Origin of the sequence: Paenibacillus endophyticus, from assembly GCF_014192395.1 — a bacterium.
Lineage (GTDB): Bacteria > Bacillota > Bacilli > Paenibacillales > Paenibacillaceae > Pristimantibacillus > Pristimantibacillus endophyticus.
In genome coordinates, this window is sequence record NZ_JACHXW010000003.1 from 398,529 (window position 1) to 417,957 (window position 19,429).

The 19,429-nt window shown below is 46.2% G+C and carries 18 protein-coding genes; 7 read left to right on the top strand and 11 right to left on the bottom strand.

The window, feature by feature from the left end:
• Positions 1-259: 259 nt before the first annotated feature.
• The gene (locus FHS16_RS07250) at positions 260-883 is read right to left on the bottom strand and encodes a hypothetical protein (RefSeq protein WP_183560372.1); all 624 of its coding nucleotides are present in this window, start codon (positions 881-883) and stop codon (positions 260-262) included.
• Between the two features lie 186 nt (positions 884-1,069).
• Between FHS16_RS07250 and FHS16_RS07255 the strand changes: the two genes are divergently transcribed.
• Positions 1,070-2,530 carry an MFS transporter gene (locus tag FHS16_RS07255; protein ID WP_183560374.1) on the top strand — a complete coding sequence of 487 codons (1,461 nt, stop codon included), beginning with the start codon at positions 1,070-1,072 and terminating at the stop codon, positions 2,528-2,530.
• 18 nt (positions 2,531-2,548) lie between these two features.
• Here FHS16_RS07255 and FHS16_RS07260 read toward each other — a convergent pair whose 3' ends face one another.
• Entirely contained in the window at positions 2,549-3,463 is a 915-nt protein-coding gene (locus FHS16_RS07260; RefSeq protein WP_183560376.1) for an NAD(P)-dependent alcohol dehydrogenase, read from the bottom strand.
• A gap of 196 nt (positions 3,464-3,659) precedes the next feature.
• A complete protein-coding gene (locus tag FHS16_RS07265) occupies positions 3,660-4,472 on the bottom strand; it encodes an AraC family transcriptional regulator (RefSeq protein ID WP_183560378.1) in 813 nt (270 codons plus the stop codon).
• A 187-nt stretch (positions 4,473-4,659) separates the two neighbouring features.
• Between FHS16_RS07265 and FHS16_RS07270 the strand changes: the two genes are divergently transcribed.
• On the top strand, positions 4,660-6,144 hold the full coding sequence (locus FHS16_RS07270) for an FAD-dependent oxidoreductase (protein ID WP_246431641.1): 1,485 nt from the start codon (positions 4,660-4,662) through the stop codon (positions 6,142-6,144).
• 179 nt (positions 6,145-6,323) lie between these two features.
• Here FHS16_RS07270 and FHS16_RS07275 read toward each other — a convergent pair whose 3' ends face one another.
• The 5 genes from FHS16_RS07275 to FHS16_RS07295 form a co-directional block, all read right to left on the bottom strand.
• Positions 6,324-6,857 (bottom strand): GNAT family N-acetyltransferase, encoded by a 534-nt coding sequence (locus tag FHS16_RS07275; RefSeq protein WP_183560382.1) that lies wholly within the window; start codon positions 6,855-6,857, stop codon positions 6,324-6,326.
• 54 nt (positions 6,858-6,911) lie between these two features.
• Positions 6,912-8,060 (bottom strand): acyltransferase domain-containing protein, encoded by a 1,149-nt coding sequence (locus tag FHS16_RS07280; RefSeq protein ID WP_183560384.1) that lies wholly within the window; start codon positions 8,058-8,060, stop codon positions 6,912-6,914.
• A 631-nt stretch (positions 8,061-8,691) separates the two neighbouring features.
• Positions 8,692-9,558: an RNA polymerase sigma factor SigJ gene (sigJ, locus tag FHS16_RS07285; RefSeq protein ID WP_183560387.1), complete on the bottom strand. Its 867-nt coding sequence runs from the start codon at positions 9,556-9,558 to the stop codon at positions 8,692-8,694.
• A gap of 32 nt (positions 9,559-9,590) precedes the next feature.
• The gene (locus tag FHS16_RS07290) at positions 9,591-10,775 is read right to left on the bottom strand and encodes an NAD(P)/FAD-dependent oxidoreductase (protein ID WP_183560389.1); all 1,185 of its coding nucleotides are present in this window, start codon (positions 10,773-10,775) and stop codon (positions 9,591-9,593) included.
• A gap of 75 nt (positions 10,776-10,850) precedes the next feature.
• Entirely contained in the window at positions 10,851-12,332 is a 1,482-nt protein-coding gene (locus tag FHS16_RS07295) for a serine hydrolase (RefSeq protein WP_312890799.1), read from the bottom strand.
• A 197-nt stretch (positions 12,333-12,529) separates the two neighbouring features.
• On the opposite strand from FHS16_RS07295, the gene FHS16_RS07300 reads away from it, so the two are divergent.
• Complete coding sequence (locus FHS16_RS07300; RefSeq protein ID WP_183560393.1) at positions 12,530-13,180, top strand: glycosyltransferase; 651 nt, start codon at positions 12,530-12,532, stop codon at positions 13,178-13,180.
• A gap of 264 nt (positions 13,181-13,444) precedes the next feature.
• On the opposite strand, the gene FHS16_RS07305 is transcribed toward FHS16_RS07300, so the two are convergent.
• Both FHS16_RS07305 and FHS16_RS07310 read right to left on the bottom strand, forming a co-directional pair.
• Positions 13,445-14,221, bottom strand: coding sequence for an IucA/IucC family C-terminal-domain containing protein (locus FHS16_RS07305; RefSeq protein WP_183560395.1), 777 nt, complete (start codon positions 14,219-14,221; stop codon positions 13,445-13,447).
• A gap of 1 nt (position 14,222) precedes the next feature.
• The gene (locus FHS16_RS07310; protein WP_246431643.1) at positions 14,223-16,184 is read right to left on the bottom strand and encodes an AraC family transcriptional regulator; all 1,962 of its coding nucleotides are present in this window, start codon (positions 16,182-16,184) and stop codon (positions 14,223-14,225) included.
• A gap of 195 nt (positions 16,185-16,379) precedes the next feature.
• On the opposite strand from FHS16_RS07310, the gene FHS16_RS07315 reads away from it, so the two are divergent.
• From FHS16_RS07315 to FHS16_RS07325, 3 genes are all read left to right on the top strand, one after another.
• Positions 16,380-16,721 carry a ribosomal protein L7/L12 gene (locus tag FHS16_RS07315; protein WP_183560397.1) on the top strand — a complete coding sequence of 114 codons (342 nt, stop codon included), beginning with the start codon at positions 16,380-16,382 and terminating at the stop codon, positions 16,719-16,721.
• Between the two features lie 132 nt (positions 16,722-16,853).
• Complete coding sequence (locus FHS16_RS07320) at positions 16,854-17,306, top strand: VOC family protein (protein ID WP_183560399.1); 453 nt, start codon at positions 16,854-16,856, stop codon at positions 17,304-17,306.
• 268 nt (positions 17,307-17,574) lie between these two features.
• On the top strand, positions 17,575-17,715 hold the full coding sequence (locus FHS16_RS07325) for a hypothetical protein (RefSeq protein ID WP_183560401.1): 141 nt from the start codon (positions 17,575-17,577) through the stop codon (positions 17,713-17,715).
• A gap of 144 nt (positions 17,716-17,859) precedes the next feature.
• On the opposite strand, the gene FHS16_RS07330 is transcribed toward FHS16_RS07325, so the two are convergent.
• Positions 17,860-18,738 (bottom strand): SDR family NAD(P)-dependent oxidoreductase, encoded by an 879-nt coding sequence (locus tag FHS16_RS07330; RefSeq protein ID WP_376769660.1) that lies wholly within the window; start codon positions 18,736-18,738, stop codon positions 17,860-17,862.
• Positions 18,739-18,901: 163 nt separating this feature from the next.
• On the opposite strand from FHS16_RS07330, the gene FHS16_RS07335 reads away from it, so the two are divergent.
• Positions 18,902-19,372: a MarR family winged helix-turn-helix transcriptional regulator gene (locus tag FHS16_RS07335; RefSeq protein ID WP_183560405.1), complete on the top strand. Its 471-nt coding sequence runs from the start codon at positions 18,902-18,904 to the stop codon at positions 19,370-19,372.
• Positions 19,373-19,429: the final 57 nt, after the last annotated feature.

Genomic DNA, 19,429 nt, shown 5'->3' on the forward strand with positions numbered 1-19,429 from the left:
CGTTTTCCAGGTCATAGCTTGCAGCAAAATCCGTGGCGATTTATAATTGAAGTGATAATCATTTTCAATTAGAAGCGATATGGAGCAAGAGGGAACCATCCATGAGCGATTCCATAATAATCCATTCTACAGGAGGCCATACGTTTGGTACGAGCGCATATGCGACCACCATGGACGGGATCAAGTAACAATAAAAAACGCAACCTCTAAAGGTTGCGTGGCGTGTTTTTAAAAATATTTACTCAACGGATTTCATGTTTTATTCTATTCCATGCTGTTCTCGGATACCATACAAGCCTTGCAGCAGAAGCTCAGCTGGATCTCGGTTCAACTGCAAGTGCGTCAACAATAGATGCAAAGGAATTGCACATACGTTATTTCCTTCAGTAATAGCTGGGAATCCGGCTTCAAAGACTGGACCGTGTTCTTCGTTCCATGCTAAACCTGCATGTACCTGTTCAGGAGCAAATTCCTCACGGACTGCCTTAATGCATTGCGGTACGAGAATGTTGTCGATGATTGCTTTTGCTTCATCTTCGCTTGTAGCCGGCTTTGGAAGTGCTTTCCCGCCCTCGATTTCCATCAGATCGGTGAAGAATGAAGACATCCATACATCAGGTGCATTGCCCGATTGGAATCTTGCGATCAGCTCGCGCAGAAAAAAGCCGCAGGCATATACGTTCGACGATTCATCTTTCACATGAAAAACAAAAACAGGGCCGTACGCTTCCATATTCAGCACTTGCCCTTCAACTTCGTTAAAGTGCATCTTTAGAGCAATAATGCCGTTATGGTGAACAGCCTTTATCAGCTCGGCCCATTTCTCCTCGGTCATCGGTTCTTGCTTGCTGTTTATTTCCTCGTTAGTAGTCTCATTATTCATCAGCTTGTCCCCCCTGCTTCCTATCATACCATCTAGAAGCAGCGGCTGGAAATGACATGACGCATTTGAATTTCGCGCATAAAGAAGGCGTTCTTAAAATGTTCCCATTTCGGAGCGTATTTAGTCGGCTCATATCATGTTAGAATAGAGTATTCCAATCCAAAATATAAACTAGGAGCATATAAAGTGCGGGCACATCCAATCAATATTTTACGTATGACGGGTCTTTTAGATGGTATTTCATTATTAGTATTGCTGAGTATCGCCATGCCGTTGAAATACATATGGGGAATCGAAAAAGCGGTAACGATTGTCGGCAGCATTCACGGCGGCATTTTCAGCTGCTATGCGCTTGCTATACTTTACGCAGCCATTCGGGTTAGATGGAGTATCCTTTGGCCTGCTGCAGCCGTTATCGCAGCTTTTGTGCCCTTCGGCAACTTTTTACTGGATTGGCAGTTGAAGAAGGCGCTTGCCAAATATAAGGTAAGGCCCTTCAACTATGCCCTGCTAGTATACAGCATCGTATTTTTCTCTTTTTTTGATCTATTCTCGCAGCTGCCTGTCATGAGCACGTTCGCCGCATCCGTCGGTGCCAGCTCATTTGTTGTGGGCTTTGTAATTGGACTGTATTCGCTAGCCAATACGGCCGGCAATATTTTATCGGGCATTATGACCGACAAAGTTGGACCTTTCAAAATTCTTATGGTCGGTCTGCTGCTGTCAAGCGGCGCTCTGCTTCTCTATCAGCTCGTTGATCAACCGCTCGTTCTTATCTTTGTTCGAATTCTGCATGGCTTTGTCGCCGGTCTCATCGTACCCGCTGCTTTCACATTCTCAGCGAATACGACTATGAATGACCAACAAGGGAAAAAAGTCGCCTTTACCGGCACTTTTGTTGGACTTGCAGCCATTATCGGCCCAGCATTCAGCGGGATAATGGCAAGTAAAACCTCTGTGCCCTTCGTCTTTACATGCGTAGCCCTATTGGGATTCTCCCTCTCGGTCCTGTCGGCTGTTTTTCTTAGATCTTATACCATTTCTCGGAAAGAAAAAAACACTGCCGTCCCTGCCTCAAGAGCCTCTCTCTTCAACGCAGGTGTACTCAAGGCTTATGGCGGTGCCTTTTTCTTAATGTTTTCACAAGGCGTCATTGCATATTTGCTGCCCTTACACGTTCAAACGCTTGGTTATGATTCGAAATTAAGCGGCACGCTTATGAGCACGTTCGGGATTATTGCCGTGCTCATTTTTGTACTTCCCACGAATCGGATCTTCGACCTTGTTGCTTCATCGCATACGATGGCTATCGGTATGGGATTAATGGGCGTTAGCCAGCTTCTGATTAGCCAATCGACGACAACATTAGCGCTTTACCTTGTTTTAGGCTTATATGGCGTGGGATTTGCCTTCTTATTCCCATCGATCAATACGATGCTCATCAAGGCCGTGCCAGCCGAGCTGCGCGGGAAAGCTTATGGCTACTTCTACGCCTTCTTCTCCCTCGGCGTTGTTGCCGGATCTTCTACGCTCGGATGGCTGCACTTCGACATTACCGAAGGGTTCATATTTACAAGTATCGTCCTGCTGATCTTTGCTGCTTTCGTCACTTTCAATAGAGAAAGAAACCAAGCACCGATGTCCTGATCAGGCTCAGGCAACTCCTTATTGTACGATTGTAATCACTACATTACCTTTTTTGCGTCCTTGTTCTACATAATAATGGGCCTCCGCCGTTTCGGCGAGCGAATAACGCCTGTCAATGACAGGCTTCAGCTCCCCTTTCTCCACCAGCTCTTTGATTAACAATAAATCTTCAACCCGTTCCTTTACCATCCCTTGCCCCACGACAGACACATATGCCCCATTGGGAGCAAGGGCTTTTTTGGCTGCTGCTTTCGAAAGCTTTCCAACGGCATCGAATATAAGATCATAAGACTCGCCCTTTTTCGTGAAATCCTCAGTTGTGTAATCAATCGCTCTTTCAGCTCCCAAGGATTTTGCCAAATCCATGTTCGAGGCGCTGCATACTCCTGTGACCTGTGCGCCAAAATGCTTCGCCAGTTGTACCGCAGCGGTTCCTACCGCACCGGAAGCTCCATAAATTAGCACTTTTTGACCGCTTCTGATATTCCCTTTTCTAAAGAAATGAAGTGCGGTAGTACCTCCGAATGCTAAGGCAGCCGCTTCGTCGCAGGTCGCATTAGCCGGCTTCTCAGCCACCATCCCGGATTCTGAAAGACAGACGTATTCGGCATATCCACCGAATCTCATCCCTGTTAGTGCGTATACGTGATCACCTTGCTTAAAGCGTGTCACATTCTTGCCAATCGCTTCAATTTCACCAGCCAGTTCCACTCCAAGAATCGGCTTTCGCGGCCGCTTGAAGCCTAATACGGCTCTCATGGGCAGCCATAACAAAACCGGGCTTTTAAAGCTTCTTACTCTGCAATCCCCTGATGTAACCGTAGTCGCAAATACTCTCACCAATACTTCATTATCCTTAGGAACAGGTTTTTCTACCTCTCGGAGCTTAAGAACATCAGGCGAGCCATATTCCGTGCAAATGATTGCTTTCATGACTTTCCTCCTTGCTTTCATTTGCAAATAGTATAACTGCCGCACCTCTCCGTTTTATAGCTACTTAAGTATGATAATGGATTAGTTCATCCATGCTTGTATAGATAATCAGCCTTGCTCCGAAGTCGCCCCGGCCGTTGTCAATCGCTGCCCCCGCTGTACATCCGAGGCACTCGTCTATGCTCCTGCCTTCTTCCTACTCGATTATACTGTCCCCCTTCGGCTTCAAAGCACGATTGCGCTCCTTCAATAGAATGGACGGCGGGAAACCATACACTTTTTTAAATACACGATTGAAATAAGCCTGATCGCAAAAGCCCACATAATCGGCTGCTTGCCCAACCGTCACCTGATGGTGATAGAGCAGATCACGCGCAGCGGACACCTTCACCTGGTGGATATATTCCTTCAATGAGCTGCCGGTCAGCCTTCGGTACAACGTAGATATATAGTTTGGCGAGCGGCCAACTAGCATCGCCACCTGGTCAACCCGGATGTCTTCGCGATAATGAGTCAGCACGTAATCTTGGATGCGGGCAATGATCTTCAGCATAGGCGACGGGTATTGCTTCGCATCCAGCTCGCGATTCATACGCCCCAGCATGTCGGTTAGCGTAGCGGCACTTATCGGCTCGTAGTAGGGCAGCTTGCCCATCCATTGCTGAATGAGCTGCGCGAATCGCTGCTTCATATATTCGTATTGCCCCGTCTTCACGACAATAGGAACTTGCTGATGAAGCATCGGCAGCATCCCCGCACCCGCTTCGTCCATCACGAAGGTAGCCCAATATTTCTGATGATGATCCTGATCCGAATGGAAAGCTTCTCTCATCCTTCCTTCTGGAATGAAAAGCAGATCTCCCTTGCTTAAATGCAAGGTTACGCCATCAATGCGATAAACAAGCTTGCCTGAAATAATCAGCGCTAATGCGCATGCCGTTGTTTTTGACCGTTGCCGCTTCCAGCTTGGATCCCGGTCATCAAAGCCTGCTCCGAATAGTTCAATCATTTCTGCTCATCGCCACCTCTCCGATTTCGAGTGTAGATTTATACAAACATAATAGATTCGTTAATCGTCTAGCCATAGCAGCTTCGTATACAATGATTCTAGCATAATTATTGTCTTACTCGCATAGCCGCCACTAGTAAGGCTTATATTTGATCATTGATATATACAAATGAATCGGAGGACGGATATGATGAACTATGATCTTGTTATTTACGGCGGAACGTCTGCGGGAATTGCTGCAGCCGTTCAGGCCAAACGAATGGGGCTAGCCACTGTCATCATCGAGCCTACTGGACGGCTTGGCGGGTTAAGCAGCGGAGGGCTTGGCGATACCGACTTTGGCCAAACAGCAGCAATCGGCGGCATTTCGTTGGCGTTTTACGAGGATATTGGGCGGAAGTACGGGCAGCAAAACCCCGTTTGGATGTTTGAACCCAAAATAGCGCTGTCTGTGTTTTTAGATTGGATAGAGGATGAAGGGATCGAGGTCCTTTATCACGAGCGGCTCCTGCAAACGAATGGCGCTGCAACGTCTGCCTCTCGCATCGAGTCCATTCGATTGGAATCAGGAAAAGTGATTTCAGGCAGCATGTTCATCGACGCTACCTATGAAGGCGATCTGATGAAAGCTGCCGGAGTTTCTTATGCTGCCGGCCGTGAAGCGGGCAATGTGTACGGGGAAACCTACAATGGCATACAGACAGCCACAGCATTGAAGAATCAACTGCCGAGTGGCATCGATCCTTATATCGTGAAAGGAAACCCAGCTAGCGGCCTTCTGCCAGGTGTCAATCCGGATGCCGGCGGTGAAGACGGAGAAGGCGACCATCGCCTTCAAGCCTACTGCTATCGCATGTGTCTAACAGATGATCCGAGCAATCGCGTCATGATTGATAAACCAATGCAATACGACGAACGGCAATACGAGTTAATGTTTCGTGCTGCGGAATGCGGGCAAACCATCTTTTTCAAATTGCGAATGCTGCCTAACCGTAAGACAGACTCCAACAACGATAAAGGTTTTTCCACGGACTACATCGGTTTCAATTACGATTATCCCGAGGCTGAATATTCAGAAAGAGCATGTATCGCTGCTGCCCATGAAGCCTATCAAAAGGGTCTCGTCTGGACGCTGCAGAATCATCCGCGCATACCTGAAGGCATTCGCGACTTTTATAAGGAATGGGGACTTCCGCTCGATGAGTTTACGGATAACGCCCACTGGACTCCGCAGCTATACATCCGGGAATCTAGAAGAATGGTCAGCGATCTCGTAATGAATGAGAATCATCTGTTCCTCCGATTGCCTGTCGCGGACAGCGTCGCCATGGGATCCTATACAATGGACTCGCACAATGTCCAGCGCCATGTGAATGAAGCTGGATTCGTCACCAATGAGGGTGATGTGCAAATCGGATTGAACGCACCGTACCCGATCAGCTATCGCTCGATTGTGCCCAAGGAATCCGAGTGCGTTAATTTAATCGTACCTGTCTGCTTGTCCTCCTCCCATATCGCCTATGGCTCGATTCGGATGGAGCCGGTATTCATGGCGCTCGGGCAATCCGCGGCAACCGCAGCGGCGCTTGCGGTCAAAGCAGGCTGCAGCGTGCAGGCCGTGCATTATGGACAACTGCGTGAACGGTTGATCCGAGATGGCCAAGTTCTATAACTAAGTATTTCATATGACATGGTTAAACGAACGATGCTTTAGGTTTAATCGGTATCATATCGAATCTAAAAGCGAAGCAGCATCGGTTATAATACGCGCCGGCTGCGAAAGCAAATAGGTTATGAAAACTAAAATAAGCTCCCGTCATTTGCGATTCGCACATAACGGGAGCTCGTTTTCTATTGATTATTTTTAAGGAGTGAATATACACAGGTGTCGTGCGCTTTACCATTTTGATACATATAGTCTCTTAATATTCCTTCTTTTTGAAAACCGGCTTTGGCGAGCAATTGATGAGATGCTTCATTTTCTGTAAAAACGATGGCGCCTATTCGAGTAAGGCCAAGCTCATCAAATCCGTATGAAATAACTCTGGCTAATGCCTCCAAGCTATAGCCCTTTCTCCAATGACCAGGGTGAATTTCATACCCTATTTCAGCCCGTTTATGCTTGGAGGACCAAGCATTAAACCCAATCGTACCAATTAACCCCTCGTAACCTTTTATTTCAATTCCCCAACGTATTCCTCTTTTTTCCCTGTAACTATTTGCGAAAAAATCAATAAATGCTTCTGCTTGTTCGATATGGGCTAAAGTTTCTTGTCCATAATAGCGCGTCACATTTTCATTGGAAAAACAAGCGAATAGGCTAGCCGCATCTTCCATTGCAATCTCTCTTAGCAGCAATCTTTCTGTTTCTAATAGGTGAAACATGCATTCACTCCACTCAGTCTCTCTCTACAATGCGATTAGATCAAAAGTGATGGTCTAATGAATACTGCTTAGATCCTCCACAAGCAGCAATCCGCCGCCGCCATGAAGACGGTGGCCGCTCTCGACATGCAGGATGATTGCTCGCCGCAATCCTGAGTCCTTTTTTGCTGTTGACAGGTCAAGCTTGTCTGTTCCGAACACTCTTTCATACGTTTCACGATCATCCGACCGCACCGGGAACAAATGAAGCATCTTCTGGAAAGCAGAAATATTAGAAGCTTCGGGAACGAGCTGGGCGAGCTGAGGGTCCAGCAGCCACGAAACGCAAACGAACGAGGCAATCGACTGCTCCGGCATCCTATCATGATAGAATGAAATCGCACGAGCAACCGATTCCTTGCATGACTGCGGTGTCATTGGGCTCCCCTCCGGAATGTGAATTTCCAGCGCGGAATCTCCTCGTTGAATGACGATACGCCACTCGTCGGTGGATAGCGTTACAGTCGTATTCTCTGCGAAGCCGCTTGGAAGAATAGGGTTTCCAGTATAGCTGTCATGCGTCTGCTCGTAATTGGAGGTCCAGCCCTGCTCGGCTTCCCACTGCCCGTTCGTGCCGTCCACTCTTCCGTCTTGGCGATAAGCGATTCCCTGCTCGGATAGGAGGATCACTTGGCCATTGTTCACATTGCGCAGTCCGATAACAGCTTGATCGAATGCCTTCCGTATAAATTGCAGCCGTCCGAGCCGATGTAGCTTCCCTCCCATATGGTTAAGCAGCCAGGCTAAGTTGCCAAGACCCCAAGCTCCTTTTTCCTCGTAATGATGCTTCATCCAGATTAATAAATCGTCCAACGTGTCCATTTGAACATCCTCTGATATACCTTGTGAGCGATAATAGGCTGACATCCAATCCAGCAGGCCGAGCAGGAGAATAACGCTGAACATGCCTGCATGGTCCCCCATGGTCGATCTTAAGTATGTCTCTTGATCCGCCACAAACTTGGGATAACCTTCCACCGCTGCCGCAAACGTATCGACATCGGTCTCTGATAAGGCATCAAGCTTGCATTGCCGCAGCAGCTCAAGCAAACCTTCATGTCCCCGTACAATGACGGCCGACTCATACAACGCATCCAAAACCGTTGGAGGCAGGCGCAGCAATCTGTTCGCCTGTGCAATATAAGCTTCCGTTAAAAAATCCATTTCCCCAACACAGCTCCCCCTCATTCTAATCAAGCAATAGATCGTCCATGTCTGCAAGCTCGGCATCGCGACGATATTCGTAACCGTTAAGTCCTCATGAAATATACTTCCGCAGCGAAGGACTGCAGCTCACCAAAGATATTGTTCGCCTCAGACCGTGCGTACTCCTTCAAAGACAAGAACATTAATCCTATGAAAGAGGCCAAATGCAGCAATTGCCCAAAAAAGGGATGGAGCAGGGTTAATACCTGATCCATCCCTTTTCTATGAGTTTGATTTTACCGAACTATCCATTTCTACCTAGGCTGCTCTAATCATGTTAATCGTTTATCGTTGTATTGAGCTATGGAAAATTCAAAAAGCATTTCAACTTACGAACATGAAGATTGCTGCAATGACAAATATTGAAAAAACGATTAAATGACTTTTCGCTTTTGTTTCAATCGTTCTAATGAACGAGAATAAGGACATTAAAAGAAAGAACATAACAAAGTTAATATCATTATCATTTTTATACGAGAAATAAAGAAAGAAGATAACGAATAGTGCTACAACGATTTCTATAATCAGAAATATAGGATTGCGCTTTTTAATTTTGATTATAAGGTCCTCCTTCGCTTTATCCATCCCCCTATAAAAAGCGTTTCAATTTGTCCGGGTTTCTGACAATGTAAATATGGTGTATAAGCCCGTTCTCCACTTGGAACATAAAGACTGAATCCACCTTTTGCCCATAATGAATAATAAGACCTAATTGACCATTGATTTCACTGAGTGTAAATGTCCATGCTCCTCCTTGCTGCGTATTTTTGCGAACAAGCCCCAGAAGGAAACGGGAAACCGCATTTGGACTTACAATCGGATTAACTGCAGAAAATACCTTCCCGCCGCCATCGGAGATCAACACCACATCCTTGCCTAACATCGCCAATACCTGATCCACGTCATCCTGACCGAGCACAGACAGAAATTGTTTCACCCATACCGCTTTTTCTGCCTCAAGCTCAACTGCCTCTTCCCGATCGAATGGACCTAATTTAACTCTTGCACGACTATACAGCTTTCTGCTGTTTGCCTCACTTTTATCGATGACCGCCGCTATGTCTGCATAACTGAACCCAAACGCCTCGCGCAGTACAAATACGGCTCTTTCGGCAGCAGACAGCTGTTCTAGAAGCACCAGCATGCCATAAGACAACATTTCATTGCGAGCTATCATTTCAAATGTTTCATCGGTTGAGGTAGGCACCGGTTCGGGCAGCCATTCGCCAAAATATTTTTCTTTTCGCTTGGCCGCTGATTTGTGCAGATCACTGCAGCGATTAGTTACCATTCTGCACAAGTAGGCTTGAGGGGCTTCGATTAGTCCCTGCGGCTTTGCATCATAAACCTTTAAAAAAACGTCCTGAACGACATCCTCCGCATCCGAGAAAGATCCGGTCAGCTGGTAGGCAAGTGATAGCAGCAGCCTTTTGTATTGCTCATATAAATGCTCCATTCCATCACTCCCTTCTATTAGAATTGGTAGGTTTATTTAATTGAGCTGCCTAAATTCCATACCAGCTGCTTGATTCGATAGCCCATCTTGCCTGTGATCATAAAATCCAACCCCCATTTATTTACCCACGTCAATCCATTCTTTGGACCAAGACCGATACTAAAGCTATCCATATAGCTAGTATGCGTAGGCGCTGGATGTCCTTCCAAATCGGCTGCAACCACTTTGCCTAGCCGAGCGGCTTGAGGAATAGCTTCCTTGCAGGTCATGCCATCCGTCTGGCCCGTAGCTGGATTAATAACTTTCGCGCAATCTCCAATGCTATAAATACCGCGAGCTCCTTGTACCCTGTAGCTTGCATCAATTTTCACAAATCCGTCTTGTGTTACCGGCAAGCCCCATGTTTTTACGATCGGATTGGGCATTAGTCCTAAAGTCCAAACACACAAGCCTACCGGCAGCTCTGTTCCGTCAGACAAGCTAAGTCTCCCCTTCTCCTCTAGAAGCACACGACTACGATGCACAACCTCTACACCATTTTCCTTTAGGATAGTCTCAAGCTTCACGGCAACTTTGTCAGGACCATCTAAAAATAATCTTTCATGCGCATTGTACAAACGGATGCGCACCTGATCGGGGTTTAATCCTAAATGCTCGGCATCTGTCCGTACATGATAAGCTAGCTCCGCGGCTGTTTCAATACCGCTTATACCTGCTCCCGCTACAGCAATTGTCATTAAGCGCTCTCGTTCGGTCGGATTTGTTTCTTTGGCAGCTTGCCTCATATTAGCAGACCATGCCGTCCGGATGCTTAAGGCATCTTCCAATGAAGCAAGCGGCAGTCCGCCTTGTGATTCATCCGGACAACGGATCCTGCTTCCTGCTGCAACTACAAGTATATCGTAACTCAGCTCTTGTACGACATCCATTTGATCGCGCAGCAGCAGCTTACTCTCTGCTTCTTTAATTTCCGTAACAGTCCCCTGAAGAAGCTCGACCCCTTCAGGAAACAACTGAGTAAGTGGTGTACGAATGTCTTCATCCGTTACCGCTGGCTTGAAGAGCATAACCTTGCGAAGGTGATACTTATTTTTGTCGATGAGTATAAACTTCATAGACTGGCTTTTATTTCTATGACTCACGTTTTTGCGGATTTCATTCATTGCATGGATACCCGCGTATCCCGCGCCAATGACAATACAGGTTAATGTCTTCATGCTTTTCACTCCTAAATTCGTTTTTGTGCCTGTATAACGATTTAGGAAAGCGTAATGTGACATATCTATGAGGAGCTAGAGTGCCAGCCTAACTACACGGCGATAATAGCCTATAGTTAGAATAGCAAACGCGAAATAAATAACCGTGTATATCGCCATAGCCATCGCCGCCGGAAAGGCAATGTCTGACAACGTCAGAGCGGAGGCCGCTTTCACGGCGAAGCTGGAATGTACCAGTCCAATCGCCAACGGTATTGTGAATACAAACAATTGTTTTCGGACAATGCCTCCCATGATCTCTCGCTCTGAGAATCCGAGCTGCCGCAGAATCGTATAAACGCCACGCTCCTGCTCCGCCTCCGTCATTTGCTTGAAATACAGAATGCTGCCCGTGGCGATTAGAAAGATGAGTCCTAGAAAACCGGCAATAAAAATGATTAGCCCGAACTTTCGCAGCGACTCCTGATAATACGCGTAAAAATCTGGAGCGGACGCCGAGTATGTCTTCGCAAATTTCGCATACAAACGAGATGCCGCTGCACGCTCGCTCGCATTTTCAATCTGAAACGCATCTAATCGAACAACATCCTGCCCAGATGAAGCCGGCATCCGCTTACGAATGGCATGCAGTTCTGCCTCTCTCATGACCAGTTGTCGGCCGCTCAAATGAAAGTTAACCGCATACCGATCAATTCCCTCTGCAATATGGATGACACTATCAGACCCGCCTGATCCGACATGAACCTCTTGTGGGTAATGGGCAATTCCCTGCTCGATGCTTACAGCTTTCTTCTGGCCTTTATACCAGATTGCCTCGCCTTGCCTTGGTATATCCATCTTTGCATCACTCGATCTCAACTGCTCTGCTGGAAGCAGCAATAGGCTGCGTCCTTCCTGACCACCGCTGCCAAACACGCCTGTCACACGAATCGCTTCGACTGGGTAATGAACAAATTCAATTCCGTCCTTCTCCAATTGCTTGCGGAAGGCTAGGGAGTTGTTCTCCTTATTCTCAAAAATGATATCGTAGGGCAGCATGACTCGCGACTCATTTTCAGCCGAGAAGTACAGCGAATAAAGCAACACACTTCCTTCCATATCATAGGAAGTAACGAGCCGTTCAACTAACCCCTTATTAAGCTTAAAGCTGCTGGAGGTCATACCGATCGGTCCGAATACATGCTTCTGCATATAGCTCTGAAAAGGCTCTCCGCTTACCTGCTGAACGATGTACCCTTGCAGCCTTGATGCGAAATTATCGTACATGTACGACTCTCCGGGCATGCGTACCACTGGCGGGAATACATCGAAGACACTTTCCTTCAGGGAAATCGGACGCCTGGATGAATCCAATAAATAGCTAGCATCTGTTGGCTCACGCACTTCAAAGCCGGTCGTATGCGTCAATACATTTTCGATCGTAACAGGCGTACCGAAAGGGTTCGTTAATCGATAACCATCGAGGTACTTTTCAATATTATCTTGCAGTGAAGTTTGCCCTTGATCGACAAGCTGCATTATCGCAGCCGCTGTGAACACTTTTGAAATAGAAGCAATTCGGAAGGTGGAGTGGCTGGCATCGACTCGTGTCTAATTGTATGTCTTGCAGCCCTCACTGTCGTACGAATCTGATGATAAACCAAGGGGCTACTATTACATTTTTGTCACATTCAATTGGGTTTGCTTGTTGGAATAAAATAGTTGTTTTTGTCCACATTAATAAGGCTAGTCCACATACAAAGGAGTTACTAAACTTGAAAAAAAGATTCCCAGTGTCGATGTTACTGATTATGTTACTCGTATTCAGCTTGTCCCCATTAAGCGCACAAGCTTATGGAACCGAGCAAGGCGCCAGGTCATGTTTACAGCCTAAGCAAGTACAGCTTCAGCAAAATCTAAGGAAGCTGTGGATTGATCACGCGATTTGGACAAGGAGTTATATCGTGAGCGCCCTTGCAGGATTAATGGATCAACAGGACGTGCTGGCGAGACTGATACAAAATCAGCAAGACATCGGAAACGCGATCAAGCCTTATTACGGGGAAGAGGCGGGCAACAAGCTCGCTGAACTGTTGAAGGAGCATATCCTTATTGCAGGAAAGGTTGTCGATGCGGCAAAAAGCGGTAATCAAGCCGATTTGAAAAAACATAATGAAGAGTGGTACCGGAACGCCGACGATATCGCCAAGTTCCTAAGCAGCGCCAACCCGAACTGGTCAGAGAAAGAACTGCAAGAGCTTTTGTACACCCATTTGCAATTGCTGACGGATCAGGTCACGGCAAGGATATCGAAGGACTGGAAAGCGGATATCATTGCCTTCGACAAAGGGGAAGATCATATTATCATGCTTGCTGACGCCCTTGCTGAAGGGATTGTGAAGCAGTTCCCTGAGAAATTTAAATAAATTTGCCCGAATGGCGATCGTTATAATCCAGTTAGGGCAGGTATTTCAAACCGCATAACAAGGAAGGAGCATCCCGAAGGGTGCTCCGCATGCTTAGAAACCGACATTTTTTCAAAACGATAGGTTTCCGATTTGTATACTAAGGAGACAGCTTCGCTGTCCTTCCTATTCAATTTGGCGTTCAACGCAATAAAGCCTGTCGAGACAAGCTTGACAGGCTTTATTGCGTCTTGGCCGTCCATTTTCGCACGAATGCTATCCTTCTCAGCTAACTGGTTTCGGGCAAGCTCTGCAGCATTCTGGAGACATCTCATCATAAAAGCAGCAGGTTTTGCGCTTATAGGCTGCCTGTTTGCCGGTCTGGTCTGTGCTCTTTCCACGAATAAACATCTTTAGTGGATTCCTTCGTTCTCCGAATAAGCTTGGAGATGCCTTCTCTGTAATAAACTTAAAATCATCATGCAGCCTCATTAAGATGAACGGATCCTCTTCATCCTCTAACCCATCCTCATACAATGGGATAATCCTGACCATTGCATTCTCCCATAGCACTGCCCGAGGCACCTGCCCAACTATAGACAAGGAATGAAATAATGGGGTGAGATGCTCCTCGAATAGTTGACGCATCACTTGATCCCGCCACTCTGCCCGCTTCCCTGCTTCTGGTTCAGTGACATTCCAACCGTCTAAGCTCAAATGAGGAAATCTAGAATGGCTTTGAAGATATTCGCTGTCGCTAGGCGAAACCAACCGACAGTGGCTCGGCGCAAGCTCCAAGCCCTTATCCATTACCGTCATTGCATAGAGGACAGGGGCAACGGTTAGAAAAGCATAACGCTTCGCGAGCATGGATGCTGTCACTCTTCTCGAAGGCGAGCCAATTTCCGCAGCCAGCTGATCCAAATAAGACTCGCATTTGTCCCGATCCAGCAATTCGCTTGATACGATGAAGCGATCAGCGGGCAAACCATCATCACTTGGCGTTAGGTGATATCTGCTGCCTAAATCGCCCCACTCGGATGCTGATAATGTAACCGTCATATTATGGCGTACCCAGGAACACTTCCGCAACTCGATCTACGACCATGTTGATGGCAATCGGCCCATAATAAGCAATCCATACATTCGAATCCACATCATAAATTTGATTGTTCTTCACAGCCTCGACGTTTTTCCAAGTTTCCGTCTGCTGGAACTCTTCAACAATCGCTTTGAACATATCATCTTGTACAAGGAAATAATGATCCGCACCTACACCCGGCAAAGCTTCTAAAGGAACTTGATAGGCCGTGTCCTTCTCCTCTAGTACCTGCTGCGGGGCAGACAAGCCAAGATCATTGTATAGAATGGATGCTGCGCGGTGGCTTGGCGTATGGATGCGAATGCCTTCATCCCGCGGGCGTATCAATGCCACTGTCTGTTCACCAAGCTTAGCTTTTAGTTCCGCTTTCAGCTTAGTCGTTTTCTCGTTATATTGTTCGAGGACGTCACTCGCTTCTTCTGATTTCCCTACGATTTTCCCGAATGTAGCGAGTGTATCCCGCCAATCCTCGTTAAAGTCCAGCATAATGGTCGGTGCGATCTTAGATAAGCTTTCGTATACTTCCTCCTGAAATTCCGTACAAATGATTAAGTCCGGTTCCATGGCCGTAATGGCTTCCAGGTTCGGTTCATCCCTCGTACCCAGCACTTTAACGTCTGTAAGCTTATCCATCAAATAGGCAGGAAAGTCCGATTTATCTGCTGCTGCTTTCACGCTGCCCGCTGGCTGCTCGTTTAAAGTAACGAGTTGATCCACGAATTTGGTATCGAGCACCGCAATCTTCAAAGGATGCTGCTCCAGTGTTTCTTCACCCTTCATATGTTTAATCACGACAGGATACGCTGGCTGCGATGTCGGTGCTGCATTTGTATTTGAAGAAACATTAGTTGAAGCTGCTGTAGGACTAGCCCCTCCCGAATTGTTGCCAACGCTGTTCCCAGTCGAGCATGCGCTCAACAACAGAATCACACTCAACATCAAACTAACCGCCAATACCGATCTCTTACTCCGATTCATTCCAAAAACTCCCCCGTCAACTTGTTGATAATGATTATCACAATCATTATTATAAGAGACATTGTTAGCCGAGCCAATGGAATAACGCGACATGTAGGATGCACTTATCCGACGGTTTTGCCTGAAATAAAGAGGAGAAACGCCGCAATGCTTCTTGAAAGCGCGGCTGAAATAATAACTATCTCCGTAACCTACCGATTCTGCGATGGTCTTAAGCGGTACGTTCGTGTTCAATAACATCGCTTGTGCATGATTCATCCGAACTTGAATGAGATATTCCATTGGCCCTATCCGAAGCTTTGCTTTAAATAACCTCTGCAGCTTTCTCTCATTGCATCGCATAGCTAGAGCAAGATCCTGCACACTTATCGCTTCTGCATAATGCTCCTCTAGGAAGCGGATCGTTTGTCTTACATAATCGGGCTGAATGGCGGCTGTTCCCTCCCGCGCGTGGAGCTGCTGCAGAAGGTCATACACCAATTGATGAAATAAGGCTCTTACATGAAACCGCTCAAGCTCGCCGTCGAGCAGCCAATAGGCATGCATCTGTTCGATTCTCGTGAGGAGTCCCAGCGGATAGGCTGGAGCGAAACCGTATTGCATATGAAATGGATTATTGCTTTTAAATACATGTAACAATTCCTTGCGAGATGGCAAAACGAGAGCCGCTTTATAAAAAATAAAATAATAGTCGAATGGTTCTTCCACTTGAATAATGTCCATTGTCGCGCCTTTGCCAGCATGGCATACGTAACAGCGATCTGCGAGGTGTTCGATTCCATCGATAAGAATCCTCGCCTCCCCATTCACTGCAAACAAGAATGCACTCGCTGGCAATCGAAACCCTTGAACGCTCTCGCTCGCTTGCAATATGGATCGCCTTATATCAAGCACCCTAATAGCCGCATGATTCCATAGTGGCAATTGTTCCAGTAACGTCATCATGTTCACCTTCCATATCTATTTGCACCTTCCAACTCTCTTATTATAGTAATAATCATTCTCATTATCAAAACTTTTCCACTTCCATAAGCCGATCGAAGACGCTTTTCCGGCAAGAGCCTGTGAGAGGCCATTTCTCCCTGAGCTTAATCATTGATGTGATATTATCAATGCACAAACAGGATGGAGGGATTGCACGTGGATATCGTGGAGTTTGTTGCTTCAAGCGCTTTAATTCTGTCACTTCTGCTGCTAAAGGTGATCAGCCTGCAAAAACAGCTTAATGAAATGAAATTAACCATGGACTGGTCCAATAACCGAGCCGATTCATCTGCATCGCCCAAGTCCAGCTTATCTAGTTCTCCCTCTTCACCGAATATGAACCATGCCGGCTCGCTATCAAATATCGATGAGCGATTGCGTATGCTAACTGCTTCGGGAAAAAGAATGCAAGCCATCAAAGAGTTTAGAAAAGCGAGCGGCGTTGGCCTCAAAGAAGCAAAAGAATACGTAGACCATTTGGAGAGAGCTGACCGCTGAGTCTCTGTATTTTTTTATTCATTGTTTCCTTTTCATTACTGTCCCCATCGGTTGGAAGGAATTAGTAATTGCTGATAGAATAAATAGGAAGATGATCAGATCATACATTTGTACACATAAGGAGATAAAACTATGGCAAAAAACAAATTGCTGCGAATGGACAATGTTGGCATCGTTGTAGAATCCCTTGATAATGCAATCTCATTCTACGAGGAGATTGGCTTGAAGCTCGAAGGGCGAGCTACGATCGAAGGCGAATGGGCTGGACGCGTAACCGGGCTCGGTTCACAGCATGTAGAGATTGCTATGATGGTTACCCCTGATGGTCATAGCCGACTTGAACTTTCGCGATTTCTCACCCCAGCTCCTATATCAGATCACCGATCTGCTCCTGTCAATGCCCTCGGTTATTTACGCGTCATGTTCACCGTTGAAGACATGGACGAATTGGTAGCCCGACTCATGAAGCATGGTGCTCAGCTCGTTGGCGAAGTGGTTCAATACGAGAATTCGTATCGGCTCTGCTACATTCGAGGAAATGAAGGACATCTAATCGGATTGGCGGAGCAACTCGGTCATAAATAAGTGGCGATTATTCAACATCCCCTTTGTCTATTATCCAAGCCGCTTTCGTCCATCTGAAACAACCAATACAGAGGAAAAAAAAAGCAAAAGGATGGCAGGCAATTATCCGTCAACGTTAGGTAATTTTTACCACAAACAAATGGATTTTCATCTAACCTAGGGCATAAAGTAATAGTCTATTTATCACCAGTAAACATTTACCTATTCCTGTTAAAATATGTTTTTCATGATTTGTCGCGTTACTCAAACAAAAAGGAGACTAAAATGGATGAGAAAATTAAGACTAGGCTTCATAACAGGGTTTTTAGCTGTCAGTATGTTTCTAACGTTTGCGGGTGCCGTAAGTGCAAAGGACTATCCCGGTCCAGTAATTTATGCGGAGGATTGGCCTGAGCGCGGCTGGTGCTAGATTTTAGTTCAATAATAGCCATCATTTTATGAAGCCATTTGTAAAATTCGAATCCTACATAAAAACGAGCCAATAGAATTGCTTCTATGGCTCGTTTTTGCATGCAGGGAGCTTTTCTTGGAATGAACCATATCAAATCGCCGATCAGCTTTCAAAAAATCCTTTTTCTCGTAGAATGGCGCTTGTTTCGTTCCATAATAGACGCTGCATCGCCTTATCTCCCCCAGGATTTATGGGTACGATGAGATCGCCAGATCCTACATTATAATAACCCCCTGTCACGCCTTGATACTTCGAATCTGTCATTAAACGAATCATACTATCAGCTCCTCTACGCGGATCGCCAATTCGAAAAAAATTCAACAAGCGCTCAAGCAGTGAGGCAAACCAAAGTTCCCTCCCGAGACCAGTAACGTTAAAACCTGGATTCAGCGCATGAACGCTAATTCCCGTCCCACCCCACTGGCGTGCAAGTTCAGCAGTAAACATAATATTTAGCAATTTGGTTTTTCCGTATAGCTCTGAAGAGCCTCTATAAGTAAATGGAGCAGTATCAAGCAAATCCGCCGGTATTTGAAATTTGCCATGTCGACGGGATGCTTCAGAAGCAACATTCACGATAGTTGCGCTGCCCGCTTTTTGCAAGGAATGACGCAAGGAATGTGTTAATAACCATGGCGCAAAATAGTTCACAGCCATCATTTCCGCAAATCCCTCTGAAGTAATCCGCTGTTCAAATGCATGGAGGCCTGCGTTATTCAATAGCACGTCTATCTTAGGAAACTTTTCTGATATTTCTTGGCCTATTCGTTTGACATCCTTCATTAAGGACAAATCCCCAAAGAAAAAGTTTATTGGGGCTGAAGGCATCCGCTCCTTTATCCTGTTTTCTGTTGCTTCTGCGCGACTCTTGCTCCTCGCTGTGAGAATCAAATGAGCGCCACGATTAGCCATTTCACATGCAACGAGCTGCCCCAAACCACTTGTAGCGCCAGTAATTACAATGATTGGATTTGCCATTATGTTCATTCTCCTTTAAATGGGACCTATGTGTTTATACGTGTTTTGACATCTTCATACCCAAATCATATAATTGATATATATCAACTATATAGCGGTTAATTGATATATGTCAACTATATGATGAATAAGCTTCTCTAAAAATCCAGGTTAGGTGGTAGCCATTATGCATTTTGAACATAAAGATATGTCGAGAGGGCCATTGGAGCTGAAGCTCGGCGTACAGCTCAATGCACTCATTAGTGCAGCGCATGCGCTAAATGTCAAAACCTCAGCCTATTTCGACTCTTCTATACAACCTGCGGCTTTCCATATCGTCCGTTGGTTATATGCTCACGGTCCAACGAGCGCATCGGAATTAGCAGATTCAACCGCAATGGACCGAAGCTCGGTCAGCCGTCTTGTCAAGCAACTTGAACGGTTAGGTTATGTTAGCCGAGATGGCTCTCCCCATGATCGCCGGGCAATACTTCTCACTCTCACAGAGCTTGGACGAAAAAAAACGTTTGAGGCTCTGCGCGAAAAAGAGAACTTTTTTTACGAACGCATAGCCCAATGGGATAACCGGCAGCTCGAAGCATTTATCGAAATGCTTCAGGCCATTAATGGATTCGAGCAAACGGATAACTCCCTCTGAATCATATGGTTTATTTCGATACATCCGTGCAAAATGATCACTGAGCATTGTCCCGTC